This window comes from Limnohabitans sp., assembly GCF_038134685.1.
Lineage (GTDB): Bacteria > Pseudomonadota > Gammaproteobacteria > Burkholderiales > Burkholderiaceae_C > Limnohabitans_A.
The window spans coordinates 13,442-34,049 of sequence record NZ_JAYPVP010000005.1; the positions used below are offsets into that span (position 1 = coordinate 13,442).

Genomic DNA, 20,608 nt, shown 5'->3' on the forward strand with positions numbered 1-20,608 from the left:
GTTGGATGGGAAATTGCTGCTCTGGGATGTCGATTTCTTGTTGGCAAAAAATTTTCCTGACTGATCACTTGAAACTCCATTAAGTGAATGCCATGATTGCGGCAGGCGCTAAGTTGTTTACGGCTACGGCAACCGATGTGACCTCAGTATCTACAGCTTTGACTTTTCTAGTTTCTAACCGCAAGTGCGGATAGTCCGGTGACGCAAGTCACGGGGCATCAGTAGCTCCCGCATTCAGGAAACTGGAACATGACAAGCAAGCAACAATTAGGGGCAGTGGATGCCGTCGCCCCAACACTCACGGCATCACCATCCGCAATCATCACTGTTGTCCGTGACCCGAGCAACTACCTCGGCAAACAGTTCAGCATCAACCCAGCTGGGACGATTGACAAGAAATCTTCCGTCAGTCTGTCCTTGGGCATCGCCATCCAACATCATGTGCCTACGCACGAAGATCTGGTAAACCTGCTGGATCAAGTGGGTGATGACCCACATGCAGCAATCATCAATGCGCGCTTCAAAGACATCGCTGTCGGCGAAGAATTCATCATCCTCTCCGGACGCGAAATCGAAGAGCGTTTGAGCATTCCATGTGCAGACCGTGAGCGTCAGAATGGTGTGCACCACCTCGAATATCGTGGCAATCCATACAAGGCAGTCGGACGCTTCAAAGAGAATGTTGAGCCATCGAACTGGCAATTGCTGGATCGTGACGTGGACAGCCACACGCCACAACAATTTTCTGATCTTTCGATCGAAGACTGGCTGGGAAAGTTGGCGACCATCATCCCAGGGGTTGACCAGGTCAACTATGTATTCGTCCCTTCCGCCTCATCTCGCGTAGCCCGTGGAGGGCAGACGGTTGGCGGTGGCAATGGCCACGTCTGGGTGTATGTCCAGAATCCGTCCGATATGGAACGTGTGCGCAGTGCAGTATTGCCTTTGGCGTGGCATCAGGACATGGCCTGGAACAAGCCACGTCACAGCAAGAAGGATGCAAGTGAAATCGTTGGGCAGGGGCAGGCAACACTGGTAGATCAAAGTGTATGGACGCCTGGACGTCTGGTGTTTGACGGCCAGCCCGTGGTCGGTGACGGTTTGTCAGTCGTTCAGCTTTCGGCACAGATCACACTCCGAGCCAATGTGGCCTTGGACACTTCGGCTGTAGTGCTGCTTGACCACAAAGAGTTGCTGTCCTCATCGCGTAAAGCAGGTGTTTCATTTGAGAGAAGGAGCGATGGGTCCATTCGCATCACTGCGAATGACCTGCAGCTGAGCACGGAAATTGAGACGCAGAGACAGGGATTGACGACGGTGCGCGAACTGCTTGTGGCAGGCATGGCAGACAAGTTGCGTTGCCAAGCTCCTTTTCGTGACTCGGAAAGCTGGGCCGCGTTCATTGGTGTCAACCAGGATGGCATTCCCTTTGTCTTTGATCACGGTACTGGCACGACCCACTGGTTAACTGAATTTGAGCAGGATGACGCCAAGTTGATCAAGGCTGGGGCAGTGATTGATGCCGCTCTTCCTGATGTCGTTGCTGACAGTGCCACCGTTTTAGACGACGGTGTGGTGTCGTCCTTGGCCTCCATCAAGCAAGTCAAACCTGCCGAATATCAGCGCAAGCGTGCTGCCCTAAAGCAGGCAAATCCGAGAGTGTCACTTGCAGCATTGGACAGCGCAGTGAAATCCTGGGAGTCAACGAAAGTCGAGGCACAGACACATCATGGTTACGCCAAAGCGCTTTTGTCGGAGTTGACAGAGGCGGCCTGGAAACCCGTGGGGTATCACGGTACTTTGTTCGTGCTTGATGCCGACACGCGCCTATGGACAAGTTTGCCGACTGACAAGTTGGTCAGGAACGTGGCTGAGATGCACGATGGGAAGGATCATTGCAGCCGTGGCTCCGATTACAAAGTAATTGCAGATCATGCTATTTCTTTGGCTACTGACGAAAAATATTTTAAGGATGCGCCAATCGGTGTCGCTTGTCCGGGCGGTTTTTATCAAATCGTTGACGGCAGTGTTTCACTGGTCCACCTGGTGCCTGAGCATCGCCAACGCGTCATGCTGTCCATTACGCCCGCGCAACAGGCAACGCCCATGTTTGATGCGTTCTTGCATGAAACCTTTGCCTCTGAGAATGTCGGTGAAGAGGCTCAGCAGATAGCGCTCGTGCAGCAGGTCGCTGGTGCCATCATGCTCGGACTGATGCCGCAATTCCAGAAGGCGGTGCTTTTTTACGAGCCGTTTGGTCGTGCTGGCAAGGGGACCTTGGAGCGTTTCCTGAGAAATTTGGTCCCCCCGGAATACGTAACGGCGATTTCTCCGTTCAAGTGGGCACAAGACTATCACGTGGCTACTTTGGCCGGGGCTCGTTTCAATGTGGTCGGAGAGCTGCCTGATGGCGAGGCTATCCCGGGGTCAAGTTTTAAGACGGTGATCGGCGGTGACCTAATCACTGGCCGTCATCCAACGCATCGCCCCATCACCTTCACGAATGAGGCGGCGCATCTGTTCATGTCGAACCATCTGATCACTACCAAGGACCAGGGCGAAGCCTTCTATTCGCGTTGGTTAATTGTGGGCTTCCCCAACAGTCGTTTGCGCTCAGGCTTGCCCCTGGACCCTGGTTTGGCAGATCGCATCATTGCCAACGAAATGCCCGGTATTGCCTACTGGGCGCTCGAAGGTGCTAGGCGTCTTCTTGCGGATGGTGCCTTTTCTAAATCTACGACGCATGACCGCCTCATGGCCCAGTGGCGTCGCAGCACCTCATCCTTGGATGAATTTATCTATGAACGTTGTGCGTTAGGTGCAGACCTCACCAGTCGCCGCTCGGATCTCTATGTCGCATACACCAAGTGGTGCAGTGAGTCAGGTCGTAAACCCTTTGCTAAAGGGCGCGTGAAAGACCTGCTGGAGCACAACGTTGGCATGGGGGTGCGTCTGGTTGAACTCAACGGTCACGAGACTTTCCGTGGCTTGAGTGTTAAGCCAGAGACCGAGTCCAAGAACGACAGATTGGACGAATTACTGAAGACCTTTTGAGTCGCTGACTTCGGGCGGAAAAAGTGGGTTTTGTAGGGTGGCCTACCCCCACCGTCGCCGTGGCATGGACCGTCCGAATTTCCCCCGGGTGGGGTGGCCTCCAGAAAATTTCCCGATTTCCCCACTCGAATACATGGTTATTTGTCATAACTAAATGGCGCTAAACGAATTTTTGAATCTATGTCCCATTTTTATTCCCGTGGCGCGAGCCACTTCACGACTGCATGGAAACGTGTGGCCATCCATCGCCAGCTACCACTTTTCTTGAGTGGTGGTCTTCATCACCCCTCTGTCCAAGGAGACGTATCTTGATAGTCAATTTCACACCGGCCTTCATGGCCACGGGTTTGATCGTCCCGCCCGGAAAGCAAAAGATCGAGTACAGCGTTTCAGATGAGCCTGGCCTCTTTGTAGAGTGCCGTGCCAGTGCCAAAGCCATCCCCACTTGGTACTTGCGCCTGAAGAATGCCAAGGGCACCAATGAGTATGTTCGTTTGGGCGCAGTGAAGGAGGTCAGTCTCACCCAAGCAAAGCGCCGTGCAAGGGAGTTAAAGGCCGAGCGTGCAAAGGTGCTGCAGTCGATGCCCAAGGGCCAACAGGTGTATGCCGAAATGACTTTGGAAACGTTCGTGCAGGAACACTACCTGCCTTACGCAAAGGTTCATAAGCGCAGTTGGAAGCGTGATGAGCAAGCCTACCGCATGCGTGTCCGTGAGCGTTTCGGCAATGTCCGTCTGTGTGACATCACGCGCTACCAAGTGCAAAGGTTTCAGACAGACTTGGCCGCTATGGAGATAGCGCCCGCGACACAGGACCATGACATTAAGCTGTTGCGTCGCGCCTTGAACCTTGCCGTCGAATGGGAGTTCTTGGAGCGCAATGTCCTTAATGGCGTCAAGCTCTTGAACGTGGACAACCAACTGCACGATGTCGCCGATCAGGAGCAGCTTGCCCGTTTGGTGGAGATACTGCGTACTGACTCGAACCGTCCTGTGTGCAACATCATCATGTTCTTGCTCAGTACTGGTGCTCGCAAGATGGAGGTGTTGACCGCGACATGGGATCAGCTCGATATGGATCGTGGTTTGTGGACAATCCCGGCAGCCACTGCAAAGTCGAAAAAGTCCAGGACGGTGCCGCTTAACGACAGTGCTTTGTGGGTGTTGGGGGAGGCAGCAAAATCAAAGTGCTCTGATGCGATTTTTGCCAATCCCGCTACTGGAAAGCCTTTCACTGAGATCACCCGTGTATGGTATCGCTTGCGCAAGGCAGCGGGTATCAAGCAGATGCGTCTTCACTCGATGCGCCACCAGTTTGCGGAGATGGTGGTGTCGTCTGGTCGCAGCTTGTATGACGTGCAAGTCTTGCTCGGACACAGTGACCCACGTGTTTCTCAGCGCTATGCAAAGTTAAGCATGTCCACACTCAGGGAGGCGGCAGGTACAGCGTCGTTGTTTGTCACTTCGGCAGACTCGACGCCATCGACGCCGGTTCCGTCAGGAGCGTCGGGTGTTGTGGTTCCGTTCCAGAGAGCGGCCTAAACCAACTGGGCCGGGTGGAGAAATCTGCCCGGTTCGGTTGATGGAGACAAGTACAGCCATCCCTGATGAGTAGTGTCCGCATTCTTTCTTTCAGCGGCTCCAAGTCTCTTGTATATTCTGGAACAGACTTTAATCAGATCTCATGACCCAAGCCTATCTTCGCATCGTATTGGCAGCATCTGCGGCGCTGCAGTTGTGGCATGTATTTGCAATGTCACAAGTATTGCGGTTGGTGCAGGAGGGTTATCTCAATGTCTACACTTTCGTGATTCCCCTTTTCGCACCGTCAATTCTTTTGGCTGCGGTCCTGTCGGCAAAGCGATATCCAAATACAGCACGGATCCTTTTTGTGTTGTCTGGTGGAATGGGTTTAGGTGCTGTCTCAATGCTTGTCGTTTTCTGGGAGCGATATGTTCCTATTCCAATACTCGCACTTGCAGGATTGGTGCTCACCGAAATGCATCACTTGCAAGCTCGTGACACTGAGTAGGCTTGGGGGAGCTTCCGTCGGACGGAACACCTCACTGATTCAGCACTTGGGTTCGGTCAAAAGTTCGGTGTCGGCATACGTAACCTATTGCCGCAGTTCGATAAATTTGGTGTGCCAGCCGCCATAGTTCGGCCCAGTTCGGCATGCAGTTCGGTGACTCGAAAAACAGGAGACCAGAAGCCAGAAACTTGTTTATTTTCTTTGACTTACCTAAAAAGTAAGCGGTCACTCGCTTGTCTTGAAAATCCGCGTGTCGATGGTTCGATTCCGTCCCAGGCCACCAATATGAAGGCCCAACTGTTCTCAGTTGGGCCTTTTCATTTGGGCTTCCCACAGTACACGTGGGGAACAGGCACCTACAGTACCCAGTTTGACCCTTTTCTACCCGCTGTTCTCTGGGAAAAAAACACCAACTCTTACGCCGTAGCACTCGCACATCGCCTTGGGTAACAAGGACTTATACCTGTGTCGATTTTTCGAGTTCGCCGCCCCACCTGGAGGAGCATTGCATAAGGTAGGCGTGCTGGGATATCAGTTGTGGAGTTGGCTTACATCGGGCAAATCGAGTGCAAAATGCCACTATGGCTAATAGTTACCAATGGACTCCGCTCATCATCGCTCACACTGTGACGGCGACTTCAGCCTTGCTCGTTGGTGCCGTTCTACTGTTTAGGCGCAAGGGGGATTTCAGCCATCGTTTGATGGGCTGGATCTGGGTTGGGTTGATGGTGCTGGTCGCACTGGCGTCCTTTGGAATTCAAAGAAATGGGTACAGCTGGATCCATGCGCTTTCCATTTTTGCCTTGGTGATGTTGGTTGTTGGGGTTCTGCTTGCAAGACGGCACAGTGTCTCTCACCATGGAAAAACCATGAAAGGCATTTACTTGGGTGCCTTAGTTGTCACGGGGCTTTTTACATTGTTGCCATCAAGGCTGATTGGCAGAGCAATTTTTGGGTGAGTTGACCGCGAAATCCGGCAGAGCTGGTTCGCTGACCGGGTTCAGGCTTGCGCCATGTGGGCCATCAGTGCGCCCACTTTTTGTTTGCGCATCTTGCTAGGGATTTTGTGCAGAGCCAGCAATAGCTCGGCAATGTCCTGTTCCTTGGAGTACATGTAGGGCGGCGGTTTTTCTTTGCATACTCAATCGGGCACGACACTGCGATAAGGTGAGCGCGCAGGGGATTAGGCCTGTCTAAAATGTCCCGACGATTTCCGAAGGATTGATTGCCATGGCCCGTCCCGCAGCTTCCGTCATGCTTGCCGCACAAAATGCATCGTCCAGGATGGCCGACAGGCACACCCCGTTTGTTTTCGATGACTGGTATGTGGCCGCGTTTGCCGATGAGCTTGGGCCGCAATTGCTGGCGAGGACTTTGCTCGGGCGTGGTGTTGTGATGTACCGGGACCCGGAGGGCCGTGTGGTGGCGATGGAGGACCGTTGTCCTCACCGTTCCATGCCTTTGTCAGCGGGTCAGCTGCAGGACGGACAGATCGTGTGCGCCTACCATGGCATGCGGTTCAATGCTGAGGGGGACTGTGTGCATGTGCCTTCGCAAGCCACTTGTCCCCGCTCGATGGGGGTGCGCACTTATGTCACGCTGGAGCGTGGCCCTGTGGTGTGGATCTGGATGGGCGAAAACGAAACCGCCGATCCGCAACGCCTGCCGGATCAGGATTGGTTGACCAGTGGCGACTGGGAAACCTCCAAGGGCTATCTGCCCCTCAAAGCCAGTTATGTGCGCCTGCAAGAAAACCTGCTCGATTTGACGCATCTGAGTTTTCTGCATGCCAGGAGTTTTGGCACGCCGGATTACGCCAGTGCAGCCTACGAAACAGACATTGGCGAGGGTCACTTTGTGGTCAGGCGCAATGTGGTGCCGACCACTTTGCCGCCTGTATGGGCCGAGCCCACGGGCATCAAGGGACAGGGGCAGGCGGCCCGCATCGTGCGTTCGGAGTTCCGTTCGCCCGGTATGCACGAGGTGTCCGTCTCTTTCCACGACTGCACCTTGCCCGAAACAGATCGACCTACGTTCCGGATTCGGACCGCACATTTACCCACCCCCGAAACGGCCACCAGCACCCATTACTTTGTGGTGCACGGACGCGATTTTGCGCAACACGACAAGGCCATGACCCGCTTCATGCACGAGCAGTTGTTTGTCGCATTCCAGGAGGATGTGGATGGACTGGCTTTGCAGGAAACAGTGCTGGCCCGGACGCCGCCGCAAGAGTTGTATGAGTTTTCGGTGGGCGCGGACGGCCCCTCGGTGGCGATGCGTCGCTACTTGCTGGCCCGCGCCAATGCTCAAGGCAGCACTGACGCCTCTCGGCGAGTGTTATAACTCGCCGTCATTGAAATTTGAGTGTTGAGTAAGAGGAGTTGGTCTTGGATGTACTGAAGGACTATGGCCCCCTGGCGTTGCTGCTGGCGTGGTTTGGCTACAAATGGTGGCGCTCGCAGCGTGTGGTGGGCATGATGCCTGCGCTCAGGCAGCAGGGTGCGGTGTTGATCGATGTGCGTTCGGCTGCCGAGTTTGCGCAGGCCAGCGCGCCTGGGACCATCAACATTCCATTGCAGGAGTTGGGTGGGCGCCTGGTCGAAGTGCCCAAGGGCGTGCCCGTGGTGGTGGGTTGCGCCAGCGGCACGCGCAGCGGCATGGCGGGTGTGATGTTGCGCAAGCAGGGCTATGCGCCGGTGTACAACATTGGCGGCTGGCGTAACTTTCTCAAATAAGGTGTTGCCGTGTTTGTGGATGTGGATCGGCTAGAGACTTGGAGCCGCTACAAAGCCGGCATGTGCGACAAGTGCCAGGCCCATTGCTGCACCATGCCTGTGGAGGTGCGTTTGCCCGATCTGGTTGGCCTGGGATGGGTGGATCCATTCGAGGCGGAGCACGAGAGTGCAAAGAATATTGCCAAGCGTCTGACCAAGGCGGGGCTGGTGGGGCATTTCAATTTCAAGAATGAGATCTTCACCCTGGCGCGGCGAGCCAATGGCGACTGTTGCAACCTGGACGCTCACACGCGCCGTTGCAAGGTGTACGAACTGCGACCATCCACCTGTCGGCTGCACCCGCAGGTGGGGCCCAAGCCGGGCTACTGTCCCTATGGTGTCCGGCAGGTACAGCGATGACATTTGCGCAAATATAGAATGAGGGCTCGTGCAGCAGGCGCCCTCCCATGCTCAAGAACCCGGAAATCATTGAATCCATCAAAGCCGAATTTGCCGATTGGCGGCTTTGGTCTGATCGTTTTGTGGTGCTGCTGTTTGCCGTACTTTCCGGTTTGACGGTGGTAGCCTTTACCTGGATGTCCGAGCATGCGCTGGAGACGTTCTTTCGTTACCAGAGCCAATATTTCTGGTTCCCTTTGATCTGGACCCCCTTGCTCACCGTGGCGGTTGTGTATGTCACTCGTCGCTTTTTCCCGGGTACGGCAGGCTCTGGCATTCCTCAGGTGATGGCGGCGCTTTCGCCGCAAACGCCCCGGGCGCACCGCAATTTGTTTGTGTCCCTGCGTTTGAGTGTGGCCAAAATGTTTTTGACCACGGCGGGGGTGTTTGCCGGTTTGTCTTTGGGGCGCGAGGGACCTTCGGTTCAGATTGCGGCGGGGGTCATGCACAACGCGCGCCGCTGGCTTTCCAAAGACTCTCAAATTCGTGACTCGGGCCTGATGCTGGCAGGGGGAGCTGCTGGCATTGCGGCGGCGTTCAACACGCCGTTGGGCGGGGTGATGTTTGCGATTGAAGAACTGTCACGCCATCCGGAAGACCGACGCAGTGGCTTGCTGCTGTCGGCCATTATTTTGTCGGGCTTGATGGCGGTGTCGGTTTACGGCAATGTCACTTACTTCGGACGCATCCAGGTGGACTTGATTGGCTGGCATCTGCTGTTGCCGGCTTTGCTGGTGGCGGTCTGCAGTGGTCTGCTGGGCGGGCTGTTCTCGCGCTTGCTGATTCACTCATTGCATGGCAAGTCCAGGTTTTGGTTGCATCGTTTTCGCCACGTGTCCCCACTGAAGTTTGCAGCTCTTTGTGGCTTGGCGGTTGCGGTCATTGGGGTGTTGACTCAAGGAGCCACTTTTGGTGGAGGGTATGCGCACACGCGAGCCATGCTCGACAACCAGAACGATGTGTCGCAGTTGTATGTGATCTGGAAAATGCTGGCGACCTGGCTGAGCACCTGGGCCGGTGTGCCTGCAGGCATCTTTGCGCCCTCGCTGGCCATTGGCGCAGCTTTGGGCAATGACTTGGCTGTTTTGTTGAACTACCCCAATGCGCCAACGCTGATTGCATTGGGCATGGCAGGTTTCTTGGCGGCTGTGACGCAAGCGCCGCTGACGGCTTTCATCATCGTGATGGAGATGGTCACGGGGCACCAGCTGGTGTTGAGCTTGATGGCCAGTGCGCTGATTGCCAGCGGGGTGTCGCGCTTGGTCAGTACCCCGCTGTATTCGGCCTTGACGCTGATGCAGCTGCAACGTCTTCCCGCCAGTGTCAGGCGGGATGAGCATGCCAGCCAGGCTGGAGCTTAGTTGTCCAGGGCGGCGCTCATGTCGTCAATCATTTGCTGACGGGACACCACCCGCGATGACTTTTTCCAGTCCAGTCGTGACACGAAACCTCTCGTTCGGTCTTCGCTGCGGAAGGGGCCGCTGATCAGGGCATAGCGCGTTTGACCGGATGCTTTGATGGGCACAATGCGTGCGGTTTTCAAAATGGCATGCTTGCCCCGGAAGGCTTGCGCGGCGCCTGCATCGGTAAAGCTGTCGTGCATCACCACAAAGCTGTTGACTGGCAATTTACGCAGCCACTGCATGTCGGCGGCGTATGGGCTTTGGGGGGTAGTTGCTGCGGCTGTTGCAGCGGCAGCGGCAGGTGCGCTGGCGCTGTTGCCTGTGCTCTGAATCACGGCAGATGCCGGTTCAGTGGGCGCGGGCATGAGCGATGCATCCTGGCGTACAACGGCGGTGCTTGGCGCTGCAGGCGCGCTGAAGCGTCCGGTTGCAAAACCAAGCGCAAAAATGGCCAGTCCAGCGGCGCCCAGCCACAGCTTGTTGACGGGCAAAGCCAGAGCGCGCTCGCGCGACGGCGGTTGCGGCTCTGACGCGGGCTTCTCCTCGTCGGCATCGGCTGCAAAGTCGAGCATGTCTATCGTAGGCTCGGGCGACGGGGGCGGTGGCAGCAGTTCGTGCGTATCGGCCAAGCCTTCTGTGGCATCGGCCCAGTTGGCAAGCGGAGTGCTGCCTTCATGCAGCAACACAAAGCGGAGGTTGACACCAGGCAGGTGTACCAGCATCTGACCGAGCAAGTGCACCTGGTCTGCCGAGAGGGCTTGGGCGTTCTGTACAAGCCACAGGTGGGCAGGTCGTTCCGGGTCGGGAGGCAGCGCCGCAATGGAGGCTGAGTGAGCTGCGACTTGTTCGTTGAAGCGGCGGATGATGTCCTGACAGTGCCTGCCATCAAAGACTTCAATCTGGCCGGCCTGGGCTTGTTGCCACAAGGCTTGCAGATTTTTCGATGTGTCTTGCAGCAGTTGTGCGCTGGAGCTGTGCAAGACCAGGCAGAGCAGGCCCTCGTGCAGGTCTTCGAGCCAGGCGGCTTGGTCTTCGTTGAACAGGTCGTGTGTATGGATAGCCATGCCCCCATTGTGCATGAAACTCAGTGGACTTTTGGATGCAAAAGTCTTGCACTTGTGATCACAAGGAATGTTCAATCCAGCGGCGCAGCATGTCTTTGAGCGCTGCCGTATCGGTGCCGGGTAGCCGTGCCAGTACCTGTGCCTCGTGCGCGCGGGCTTTGTGCAGCAAGGGGGTGGCTTTGTGCCTGCCCAGGGCGGTGAGTGTGACCAGCACCGAGCGTTTGTCCTGCGGGTGGGGCAGACGCTTGATGAGGCCGTCCTGGACCATGCGGGTGACCAGTTTGGTGGCGGTGGGTTGCTGGGCCAACACGATGTCGGCCAGTGCGCCAATGCTCAGGGGCGGGCTGTCCGACAGGCTGGCCAGCACGCGCCACTGCATCACGCTCAGGCCACTGGCCAGTACTTGCTCGTGGAATTCGGCAGAAATGTCGTGGCTCGCCCGCGCCAGCAGGTAAGCCAGGTAGTCCTGAACAAAGCCTTGCTGGGTCTTGCTTGTTCGATGGGTCACGTTCAGCCCCGCTCGGACAGGGGCGCAAACTGGCCGAACTGGCCAGTATGAAAAATCAGACCGGAGGCCTCTGGGGTGAAGCCGCAACGTTCAACCTCGCCCACAAACAGCACATGGTCGCCTTCTTCGTAGCGGCTGCGGTTGTGGCATTCAAACCAGGCCAGTGCGCCGTTCAGAATGGGCAGGCCAGCCTGGCCAAGCTGGTAGGGGGTTTGCGCAAAGCGATCCCCTTGGCCGTAGGCAAAGCGCTGGCACAGCTCGAGCTGGTCGGCTGCGAGCACGTTGATCACGTAGTGTGTGCCGGCATGAAACAGCGGCAGGCTGCGCGCCTGGGTACCCAGGCTCCACAGCACCAGCGGTGGCTGCAAGGACAAGGTATTGAATGAACTGGCGGTGATGCCTGCAAAACTGCTGCTATGGGTGTCGCCCTTGCTGGCGCCAGGGGCGAAAGTCGTGACCACGGTCACACCGGTAGCAAAGCGCGACAGGGCCTGCCGGAAATGGGCCGATTCAAAGTCGGGCGGCCGGGCCAGTTGGCCGGGCTCGCTGGAGGCACGAACGGGAGAGCGCATGGGCTGGATTATGGCTGGTTATCCATGAAATTTCATATAAACTGATTCGCACAGGAGACAGGCATGTTGGTAGAACGCATTGAACACAAATGGCTCGCAGCCTTTGCCCGCACCTTTACGCTGTGCCAAGTGCAGCCGGGTGAAGTGGTGGCGATTGTGGCCGAAACCCAATCCCGCCGAGTGAATGTGGACTTGGCGCGCTTGGCGCTGGAGGGATTGGGGGCGCGCGTGTTTGAAGTCACACTGACCACGCCGACCCTGAGCGCGCCAGCGCCTGTGCGCTCGACCGGTGCAAGTGATGCCATTGCCCAGCTGGCGCCGGTGGTGGCTTCGTTGGCACGCGCAGACTTTGTGGTGGACTGCACCGTCGAAGGCCTTCTGCATGCGCCCGAGTTGCCCACCATCATGCAAGGCGCAGATGGTAAGCGGCCACGTTTGTTGATGGTTTCCAATGAGCACCCCGAAATTCTGGAGCGCACCGTGCCCGACCCAGCTCTCGAAGGCGTGGTGCGCAGTGCCATGAAAAAACTCAAGGGCACGCAGCAGATGCATGTCACTTCCAGCGCGGGCAGCGATTTGCGCGTGAGCCTGGACAAGGCGGTGGTTGGTGGCGTGTGGGGATTTTGTCCCAAGCCGGGCATGGTTTCGCACTGGCCTGCGGGGCTGGCGCTGGCTTTTCCGGCCGCAGGCAGCGTGAATGGCACCTTGGTCATGGCGCCGGGTGATGTGAACCTGACCTTCAAGCGCTATTTGCGAGACACCATCACCTTGCAGATTGAGGACGACAGCGTGGTTGCCATCGAGGGTCATGGTGTCGACGCGGACATGATGCGCGGTTATTACAAAGCCTGGGAAGATGCCGAGGGCCATCGTGCCTGCTATGCCGTTTCGCATGTGGGTTTTGGCTTGAACCCGGCGGCACGCTGGGACGCGATGACCTTCTATGACAAGCGTGACTGCAACGGTACCGAACTGCGCGCCTTTGCGGGCAACTTTCTGTATTCGACCGGTGCCAACGAAGTGGCGGGCCGCCACACCTTGGGGCACTTTGACCTGCCCATGCGCGGTTGTACCGTGCAATTGGACGGGGCTGTGATCGTCAACGCGGGTGAACTGGTGCCAGAGGCGTTGGCATGAGCACGGACAGATCGCCGCGCGTCGCGCGCGCTGACGTGCCGGACGCCGTCGCGGTTTGAACTACAGTGATGGCGAGCGAAGCGCGGCCATCCATTGTCTTCCTGCACGGTATCGGCGGTCGCGCCAGCGGCTGGGCGCCCATCCAGCAAGCCTGTGTCGATGCCGGGTACCCCAGCTTGGCCTGGGACATGCCCGGCTATGGTGATAGCCCGAGCATCGACCCCTACACCTTCGACGGCTTGGCCGATGCACTGGCGGCGTTGATGGACGCACACAGTGTGCAACAAGCCGTGTTGGTTGGACACAGTCTGGGTGGCATGGTGGCTCTTCAGATGTGGGCTCGTCACCCCGAGCGCGTGGCAGGCTTGGTGCTGGCCGCCAGCAGCCCGGCGTTTGGGCATGGCAGCGGCGATTTCCAGCAAAGCTTTATCGCGCAGCGTCTGGCGCCGATTGAGGCGGGCCAAAGCATGGCCGATGTGGCCGAGGGCTTGGTGCCCACCATGGTGGCTCCCGGTTTTGATGGCCCGGGGCTGATGCATGCCAAGGCCTGCATGAGTTCGGTCACACCTGCGGCCTACAAGGCTGCCCTGAGCGCCCTGGTGCAGTTCGAGCAACGCGCGGCGTTGCCGACCATCACTGTGCCCACCTTGTGCATTGCAGGTGAGCACGACCGCACCGCTGCGCCCGCGGTGGTGCAGCGCATGGCCGAAAAAATTCCGAATGCCCAATACCTGTGTCTGAGCGGGGTGGGGCATCTGCTGACTTTTGAACAACCTGACAGCTTTACCGCTGCACTCCTGCCATTTTTGCGGAGCATTTCATGACCGACGTGCAAGACAAGACCATGCCGATTTGTGGCGACGACTACCCTCTGACCGAGAAGCAGCAAAAGCTGATGGCATTGGCCCGCCAACTGGGCCGCGACAAGTTCGCTGGCCGTGCTGCGCAGCTGGACCGAGACGCGCAGTTTCCGTTTGCCAACTACGATGACATGCGCGAGGCCGGTCTGTTGGCCTTGTGCGTGCCCGAAGCCCACGGCGGCCATGGCGCCGACTACGCCACTTATGCCATGGTTTCGGCCGAGATTGGCCGCTACTGCGGCGCGACGGCGCTGACCTTCAATATGCACGTGTGCACCATGCTCTGGAGCGGCCTGCTGTCTGAAGACCTGGAGATGACGCCCGAGCAGCGCGCCGCGCATCGTCAGCATCAGGCGGTGCACTTTGCCCGCGTGGTGAAAGACGGTGCCATTTACGCCCAACCGTTTTCCGAAGGCGGCGCTGCTGCTGCGGGCGCTCAGCCCTTTGGCACCACCGCCGTCAAGGTCGAAGGCGGCTGGAAGGTCAACGGCAAAAAGATTTTTGCCTCGCTGTCGGATGCCGCTGACTTCTTTGGCGTGCTATGCACCGAGAAAAAACCCGGCGCCGACCTCTCGCGCCGTGACACCCTGTACCTGGCCGTCCCGCGCACCGCCCCGGGCCTGACGGTCGAAGGTGACTGGGATCCACTGGGCATGCGCGCCACCGTCTCGCGCAACCTGGTGTTCAAGGACGTCTTCGTGCCCGATGATGCGGCGCTCATGCCGCAGGGCCTGTACTTCCAGGCCGCCAGCCGCTGGCCACACATGTTCATGACGTTGGCGCCGACCTACATGGGCATCGCGCAGGCTGCATACGACTTCACCGTGGCCTATCTGCGCGGCGAAATTCCGGGCACTGGTCCCGTCAAGCGCCGCCAGTTCGCCACGAAACAGATCGCGGTGGCCGAGATGTTCATCAAGCTCGAACAAACCCGCAATCTCTTTTTGCGCGCGATTGAAGACGCCAAGGTGGACCCGAGCAAGTCTGCCCGTCTGCGCGCCTATGCGGCGCAGTACACCATCATGGAGAACGCACAGGACATGGCGCGCCTGGCGATCCGCACCTGCGGCGGCCAGTCCATGCTCAAGAGTCTGCCCTTGGAGCGGCTGTACCGCGATGCACGTTGCGGCGCCCTCATGCTGCCCTGGACCGCAGAGCTGTGCATGGACCGCATCGGCCGCGATGCGCTTTACGAACCCGGTGAAAAAGACGAATGATGTGGGATGCTGAACCCAGCCTGATTGCAGCGCGCTTTGCACAGCTGGCATACGAGCGCGGCGCGCAACCTGCCATGACCTTTCGGGGTGACGAGCGCACAGCATTGACGCACAACAACGACAGGTTCACCTACGACTTTGCCAAGTTCTGGCGGCGCGTCGAGCGTGTGACCGCACACCTGCAAGCCACCTGGGGCGTGCAAGCGGGTGACCGTGTCGCCTGGCTGGGTTTCAACCACGAGCTGCAACTGGTCACGCTGGTGGCCTGTGCGCGTTTGGGGGCTGTGTTTTTGCCACTCAACTTTCGCTTGGCAGTGCCTGAGCTGCAACAAGTGCTGGATGATGCAAAACCTACCCTGTTGGTGCACGACAGTGCGCATGCAGAGACGGCGCAGTTGTTGTTGGCAAAAGGATTGCCACAGGCCTGCGGCAATCTTTTTCGCTTGACCCACCAAGACACTTTGATCGCCACTGCCGCGCCACGTGGCCTGCCACTGCCGCAGGTGAGCAGCGACGATGCCGTACTGCTGGTCTACACCTCTGGCACCACGGGCGTACCCAAGGGGGCGGTACACACACAAGCGGCGCTGCTGGCCAATGCGCGTGCGGCGCAGTGGGCTCATGGTTTTGAGTCGGGCGACAAAGTGTTGTCCACATTGCCAATGTTCCATGTGGGTGGCCTGTGCATCCAGACCCTGCCAGCCCTGCTGGCAGGCGTGGAAGTGGTGTTGCACCCGCGCTTTGATCCGGGTGCCTGGCTCGATGAAATGACCACCAGCCGTCCCACCCTGTCACTGCTGGTGCCAGCCACGATGCGAGCGCTGTTTGAACACCCGCGTTGGGCAGATGCCGACTTGTCGTGTCTGCGCGGCATCATGACCGGCTCGTCCACCGTGCCCCTGGCTTACCTTGAGACGCTGCACGCACGCGGTGTGCCGGTCGGGCAGGTGTATGGCACCACCGAAACCGGACCCGTGTCGATTGTGTTGCGCTTGACCCAAGCCATGGCCCATGTCGGGGCATCAGGCTGGCCTCAACCCGAAGCGCAAGTCAAACTGGTCGATGCCCAAGGTCAGGAAGTTGCGCCTGGAGAAACGGGCGAAGTCTGCATTCGCGCCGCCAACCTGATGCGTGGCTACTGGCGTGCTGACGGTGCGGCTGGCGCAGGCTTGCAGGACGGCTGGTTCCACTCTGGCGATCTGGGTCAGCGCGCCACAGACGGGTGCATCACCATCGTGGGTCGCAGCAAGGACATGATCATCTCGGGCGGTGAAAACATCTACCCGGCCGAAATCGAAAACCTGCTGGTGACCTTGCCCGGCGTTTTGGAATGCGCGGTGGTGGGCGTGTCTGATGCACGATGGGGCGAGGTGCCGGTGGCGGTGCTGGTGCGTGCACCCGATGCCGCAGGACGGGCCCTGAACGACGAGGCCGTGCTCTTCCACCTGCGCGAGCGCATCGCCCGCTTCAAGCTGCCGCGCCGAGTGGTGTTTGTAGACGCCCTGCCTAAAAGTGCACTGGGCAAAGTGCTCAAGCCGGCGCTGCAGGCGCAATTGTTTTTGTAAACAGCGGCAGGTCGTCGGCGTGGGCCATGTGCGTCAAGCGCGTTCAGGCGTGCTCAGGCACCGCAGCACTTTTTGTATTTCTTGCCGCTGCCGCAACTGCAGGGGTCGTTGCGGCCGGGAGTCTCGTCTTTGATGACTTGTTGCACGCGCGGGCCAATGCTGCGCCAGATTTCGCGCAGGTCGTACACTGCCCACAGTGCTTCGGCGTAGGCGTTCAGGCGGGTCTCGCTGACGCTGGGTGGGCCGTCTTCGCCAAAGGCGGACAGAGTGGCTTCGTCGGTGTCGTCCTCGGTCAGGGCGACGATGGCTTCAAGCGAGCTGTCGTGCCACTTGGCGGCTTCCTTGTCTTTGGGGGCTTCCCACTCTTCGGGCCAGCTTTCGATGGCGAACATGAAGCCCAGGGCCCACACTTGTGCAAAAGAGGGAATGTCTTCGCCTTCGACTTCGGTGCGCTCTTCTGGGGGCAACGACGCGATCGCGCCACGCACGTCCATCACCTCTGGTGCATAGGCCGAGTCTTCGTCCAGCGCTTTGATCTCGGTGTCCAGGGCCGCGAGTACTTCAATGCTGCGGCGCGTCCATAAGTCGAGAAATTGCTGGCGCTGGGCATCGTCGGCAAAGCTGCCACCATCATCCAGACCGAGCAGCACATCCAGCCATTCCTGCTCGGGAATGCGGCGGCGGCAGCAGGCCAGCGCGGCTAAAAAACCTTCGCAAAATTCCCACTGCGGCGTTTCTTCGTTACGGGTGCGCAAATCGTCGAGGATGTCGTCGAGCGCATCAAAATCTTTGGCTTCAAGACCGGTCATGGGGTGGTTTCCAGAAGAGGTGGGTTTAAGAGGACGCCACAGCGGGCGAGGCGGTTTTTCATGCACAGCACTTGTGCGTCCTTGCTGTGCAGCGCTGCGCTGTGTTGAACGGCGAGGTCGATGAATTTTTGGTCATCGGCATCCTTGCAGGTGTAGGGCGCTTTAGGGGCGTCTGCTTGCAGCGTGACGTGTTGGTCAAAACGTTCAAGAATGGTTTGTGCGGGCAACTCGCGTGCGCTCAAGCGCTTGGCAATTTGCGGGTAGTCCAGCACGCGAGCGAGTTCTTCGCGCATCGCAGCCGTGGCAAGCCAACAGGTGGAGCCGTCTTGCACGCTTTGGCGCAGAGTCGCAGAGGCCGGGTCGTCGAACACCCACAAATCCAGCACGATATTGGTGTCCAGAACCCGAAGGGTCATGTCGACTCACCTGTATCGCGACGGGTGCTGCCCGCGACCATGTCAAAGCGGAACAGGCGGCATTCGATCGGACCGTTCCACATGGGCACGCGGCGCGATTCTTTCAAGCGCATGCGACCGGGCAGTTTGAGGTCGGGCGTGAGCATCCAGGCGCTCCAGCCGGCAAAGTTCTTTTTCCAGTGGGCCGAGAGGCGCAAAAAGAAGTCGCTGCCGTCGTCGGTTTGTGCAGCTTCGCGGCCAGCGCGTGCGGCCGCCAGCTGGCCAGGTTGAAAGCTTTCGCGTCCTCGTCCGGCCACACCAGCGGCGGCAATGCGCTCGCCGTAGGGCGGGTTGAGCAGCATGACGCCCGGCACCTCGCTGGGGGGCATGCGCTGCAGCGCGTCGCCACCGCGCAGCTGCAGGGCGCGGGCCACACCCGCGCGCTCGGCGTTGCGCTGGGCAAAGTCGACCATGCGGTGCGCCACATCGCTGCCAAAGACAGGTGCAGTGGGGGCGTGTTCCATGGCGCGTGCTTCGTCTTTCAGGCCTTGCCACACATGCGCCTGGAAGGGCATCAGTTTTTCAAAACCAAAACGGCGCTGGCTGCCCGCGGCAATGCCGCAGGCGATTTGGGCGGCCTCAATGGGGATGGTGCCGCTGCCGCAGCAGGGGTCGTACAGCGGGGTGGTGGCGTCCCAACCGCTGGCAGCAATCATGGCTGCAGCCAAAGTTTCCTTGAGCGGCGCATCGCCTTTGTCGGTACGCCAGCCACGCTTGAACAGCGGCTCGCCGGAGGTGTCGATGTACAGCGTGACGTGCTCGCGTGTCAGGTGAGCGTAGATGCGCACATCGGGCCAGGTGGTTTCCACGCTGGGGCGCTCGCCGCGCTTGGCTCGGAAGCGGTCGGCCACAGCATCCTTGATTTTGAGCGCGGCAAAGTTCAGGCTCTTGAGTGGACTGTGTTGCGCGGTGATCTCGATCTTGAAGGTTTGCTTGGGCGTGAACCAGATTTCCCAGGCCACGTTGCTGGCGGCTTCGTACAGATCGGCTTCGCTGCGGTAGGGGGTGTGCGAGAGCTGCACCAGCACGCGCTGCGCCAGTCGGCTGTGCAGGTTCAGGCGCATGGCTTCGCGCCAGCTGGCGTTGACCACCACGCCGCCGCGGCCAGTCATCAGGTCGTGCCCGGTCAGGCCAGTGAGGTGGTGTACCTCATCGGCCAGAAATTCTTCAACCCCTGCGGCGCAGGGCATGAACAGTTGCAGTGAATTCACAGATTTCTTTTTAAAGCGTTTTGCGCAAGTTGGCGGGGGCGATTTTGAGCGCCTCGCGGTATTTGGCCACAGTGCGGCGGGCACAGTCGATGCCTTGCTCCTTGAGCATGTCGGAGAGTTTGCTGTCGGACAGGGGTTTGGCGGGGTTCTCTGCGGCCACCAGTTGTTTGAGCAGGGCGCGCACGGCGGTGCTGGAGGCCGCATTGCCGCTTTCGGTGCCCAGGCCGGAGCCAAAGAAATACTTGAGCTCGAAAGTGCCTTGTGGGGTGGCCATGTATTTGGCGGTGGTGACGCGGCTGATGGTGGATTCGTGCATGCCCAGCTCGTCGGCAATCTCGCGCAACACCAGCGGACGCATGGCCAGCTCGCCTTGCACAAAGAAATTGCGTTGGCGCTCGACGATGGCGCTGGAGACCCGCAAGATGGTGTCAAAGCGCTGCTGAATGTTTTTGATGAACCAGCGCGCTTCCTGCAGACGCTGTTGCAGGGCTTGGTGCGCATCGCTTTTGCCGCCGCGCAGTGCACGGGCGTAAATATCGTGCACGCGCAGCTTGGGCATGACCTCTGGATTGAGTTGTACTCGAAAGCGTGGCGGCTGTGAGCGGGCAATGGTGGTGACGATGACGTCGGGCACCACAATGTTCTGCTGGACCTGCACAAAGGCGCGACCGGGTTTGGGTTCGAGTTTGCCAATCAGCTGCAGGGCCTGGCGAGTGGTGTCTGCATCGACGCCGCACAAGCTGGCAAGTTTTTTCAAATCGCGCTTGGCCAGCAGTTCCAGGGGTTGTTGGCAGATTGCTGCTGCGGCTTGCAGTATGGGGTTGTCGGGCGTCTCGGCCAGTTGCGCCTGCAGTTGTAGCTGCAAGCACTCGGCAAGATCGCGTGCACCCACGCCTACGGGTTCGAGCGACTGCAACAAGCCCAAGGCCACACGAAAGCGATGCTGCAATTCGTCCAGGGTTTCCAGGTCATCGCTGCCTGCAAGGGACTGGGCCAGACTTTCCAGGCTGTCTTCAAGATAACCGTCTTCATTGAGAGATTCAATCAGGTAACGCAGGGCGGCACGGTCTTCGGGCGACAAGCGCAGGCTCAGGCTCTGACGGTGTAAGTGCGTGTGCAGGTCTTCCTGGCTGCGGGCCAGTTCGGTGGCGCTGGCCTGGTCGTCATCATGCTGGCGGGCAGGGGCGTCGCCACCCCATTCGCTGTCGTCGGCAGACCATTCGACGGTGCCGTCACCACCCCAATCGGGCTCATCGCTTTGCACGCTGGTGTCGGGTTCGTGATCGCTGCCTTTGTCGGCACTGACTTCGCTGAGATGATCGCCCGTGCTGGTGCGGGCGTCGGCCTGGTCCAGACCATAAGCTTCGCGCTCACTGGCTTCGTGATCGATTTCCAGAAAGGGGTTGTCGTCGAGCATCTGCTCGACCTCCTGACTCAGCTCCAGCGTGGACAGCTGCAGCAAGCGAATGGATTGCTGCAGCTGCGGCGTGAGCGCCAGGTGCTGCGACATGCGCAGCGACAGGCCTGGTTTCATGGACATCTCAGG

General features: G+C 58.9%; 19 protein-coding genes. 12 read left to right on the forward strand and 7 right to left on the reverse strand.

Annotated elements, in window-relative coordinates:
• Window positions 1-249: 249 nt before the first annotated feature.
• The 8 genes from AAFM15_RS03375 (at window position 250) to AAFM15_RS03410 (ending at window position 9,622) form a co-directional block, all read left to right on the forward strand.
• Entirely contained in the window at window positions 250-3,054 is a 2,805-nt protein-coding gene (locus tag AAFM15_RS03375; protein WP_341685288.1) for a phage/plasmid primase, P4 family, read from the forward strand.
• Window positions 3,055-3,362: 308 nt separating this feature from the next.
• A complete protein-coding gene (locus AAFM15_RS03380) occupies window positions 3,363-4,595 on the forward strand; it encodes a tyrosine-type recombinase/integrase (protein ID WP_341685289.1) in 1,233 nt (410 codons plus the stop codon).
• Window positions 4,596-4,737: 142 nt separating this feature from the next.
• Window positions 4,738-5,085 carry a hypothetical protein gene (locus AAFM15_RS03385; RefSeq protein ID WP_341685290.1) on the forward strand — a complete coding sequence of 116 codons (348 nt, stop codon included), beginning with the start codon at window positions 4,738-4,740 and terminating at the stop codon, window positions 5,083-5,085.
• A gap of 581 nt (window positions 5,086-5,666) precedes the next feature.
• Window positions 5,667-6,044, forward strand: coding sequence for a hypothetical protein (locus tag AAFM15_RS03390; RefSeq protein ID WP_341685291.1), 378 nt, complete (start codon window positions 5,667-5,669; stop codon window positions 6,042-6,044).
• A gap of 271 nt (window positions 6,045-6,315) precedes the next feature.
• Window positions 6,316-7,431, forward strand: a complete 1,116-nt coding sequence (locus tag AAFM15_RS03395) for an aromatic ring-hydroxylating dioxygenase subunit alpha (RefSeq protein WP_341685292.1) — start codon at window positions 6,316-6,318, stop codon at window positions 7,429-7,431.
• Window positions 7,432-7,475: 44 nt separating this feature from the next.
• Window positions 7,476-7,823: a rhodanese-like domain-containing protein gene (locus tag AAFM15_RS03400; protein ID WP_341685293.1), complete on the forward strand. Its 348-nt coding sequence runs from the start codon at window positions 7,476-7,478 to the stop codon at window positions 7,821-7,823.
• Between the two features lie 60 nt (window positions 7,824-7,883).
• Window positions 7,884-8,222 carry a YkgJ family cysteine cluster protein gene (locus AAFM15_RS03405; protein WP_371833076.1) on the forward strand — a complete coding sequence of 113 codons (339 nt, stop codon included), beginning with the start codon at window positions 7,884-7,886 and terminating at the stop codon, window positions 8,220-8,222.
• A 47-nt stretch (window positions 8,223-8,269) separates the two neighbouring features.
• Window positions 8,270-9,622: a chloride channel protein gene (locus AAFM15_RS03410; protein WP_341685295.1), complete on the forward strand. Its 1,353-nt coding sequence runs from the start codon at window positions 8,270-8,272 to the stop codon at window positions 9,620-9,622.
• On the opposite strand, the gene AAFM15_RS03415 is transcribed toward AAFM15_RS03410, so the two are convergent.
• From AAFM15_RS03415 to AAFM15_RS03425, 3 genes are read right to left on the reverse strand one after another with little or no spacing between them, the layout of a single operon-like run.
• Window positions 9,619-10,728 (reverse strand): SPOR domain-containing protein, encoded by a 1,110-nt coding sequence (locus AAFM15_RS03415; RefSeq protein ID WP_341685296.1) that lies wholly within the window; start codon window positions 10,726-10,728, stop codon window positions 9,619-9,621. The genes AAFM15_RS03410 and AAFM15_RS03415 overlap by 4 nt on opposite strands.
• Before the next feature lie 58 nt (window positions 10,729-10,786).
• A complete protein-coding gene (locus tag AAFM15_RS03420; protein ID WP_341685297.1) occupies window positions 10,787-11,236 on the reverse strand; it encodes a MarR family transcriptional regulator in 450 nt (149 codons plus the stop codon).
• A 2-nt stretch (window positions 11,237-11,238) separates the two neighbouring features.
• Entirely contained in the window at window positions 11,239-11,808 is a 570-nt protein-coding gene (locus AAFM15_RS03425) for a flavin reductase family protein (protein WP_341685298.1), read from the reverse strand.
• A gap of 63 nt (window positions 11,809-11,871) precedes the next feature.
• On the opposite strand from AAFM15_RS03425, the gene AAFM15_RS03430 reads away from it, so the two are divergent.
• The 4 genes from AAFM15_RS03430 to AAFM15_RS03445 all read left to right on the forward strand — a co-directional run bounded on the left by AAFM15_RS03430 (window position 11,872) and on the right by AAFM15_RS03445 (window position 16,587).
• Window positions 11,872-12,945 (forward strand): peptidase M29, encoded by a 1,074-nt coding sequence (locus AAFM15_RS03430; RefSeq protein ID WP_341685299.1) that lies wholly within the window; start codon window positions 11,872-11,874, stop codon window positions 12,943-12,945.
• A gap of 68 nt (window positions 12,946-13,013) precedes the next feature.
• Entirely contained in the window at window positions 13,014-13,769 is a 756-nt protein-coding gene (locus AAFM15_RS03435; protein ID WP_341685300.1) for an alpha/beta hydrolase, read from the forward strand.
• The gene (locus AAFM15_RS03440) at window positions 13,766-15,022 is read left to right on the forward strand and encodes an acyl-CoA dehydrogenase family protein (RefSeq protein ID WP_341685301.1); all 1,257 of its coding nucleotides are present in this window, start codon (window positions 13,766-13,768) and stop codon (window positions 15,020-15,022) included. Before AAFM15_RS03435 ends, AAFM15_RS03440 begins: the two co-directional genes overlap by 4 nt.
• On the forward strand, window positions 15,022-16,587 hold the full coding sequence (locus tag AAFM15_RS03445) for a class I adenylate-forming enzyme family protein (RefSeq protein ID WP_371833078.1): 1,566 nt from the start codon (window positions 15,022-15,024) through the stop codon (window positions 16,585-16,587). Before AAFM15_RS03440 ends, AAFM15_RS03445 begins: the two co-directional genes overlap by 1 nt.
• A gap of 53 nt (window positions 16,588-16,640) precedes the next feature.
• Here the strand turns inward: AAFM15_RS03445 and AAFM15_RS03450 are convergent, their stop codons facing one another.
• The 4 genes from AAFM15_RS03450 to AAFM15_RS03465 are packed head-to-tail and all read right to left on the reverse strand — an operon-like array spanning window position 16,641 to window position 20,596.
• Entirely contained in the window at window positions 16,641-17,396 is a 756-nt protein-coding gene (locus tag AAFM15_RS03450; RefSeq protein ID WP_341685303.1) for a UPF0149 family protein, read from the reverse strand.
• A complete protein-coding gene (locus AAFM15_RS03455; RefSeq protein WP_341685304.1) occupies window positions 17,393-17,812 on the reverse strand; it encodes a putative toxin-antitoxin system toxin component, PIN family in 420 nt (139 codons plus the stop codon). Before AAFM15_RS03455 ends, AAFM15_RS03450 begins: the two co-directional genes overlap by 4 nt.
• Window positions 17,809-19,062, reverse strand: coding sequence for a THUMP domain-containing protein (locus tag AAFM15_RS03460; RefSeq protein WP_341685305.1), 1,254 nt, complete (start codon window positions 19,060-19,062; stop codon window positions 17,809-17,811). Before AAFM15_RS03460 ends, AAFM15_RS03455 begins: the two co-directional genes overlap by 4 nt.
• Window positions 19,063-19,072: 10 nt before the next feature.
• A complete protein-coding gene (locus tag AAFM15_RS03465) occupies window positions 19,073-20,596 on the reverse strand; it encodes an RNA polymerase factor sigma-54 (RefSeq protein WP_341685306.1) in 1,524 nt (507 codons plus the stop codon).
• Between the last annotated feature and the right edge of the window lie 12 nt (window positions 20,597-20,608).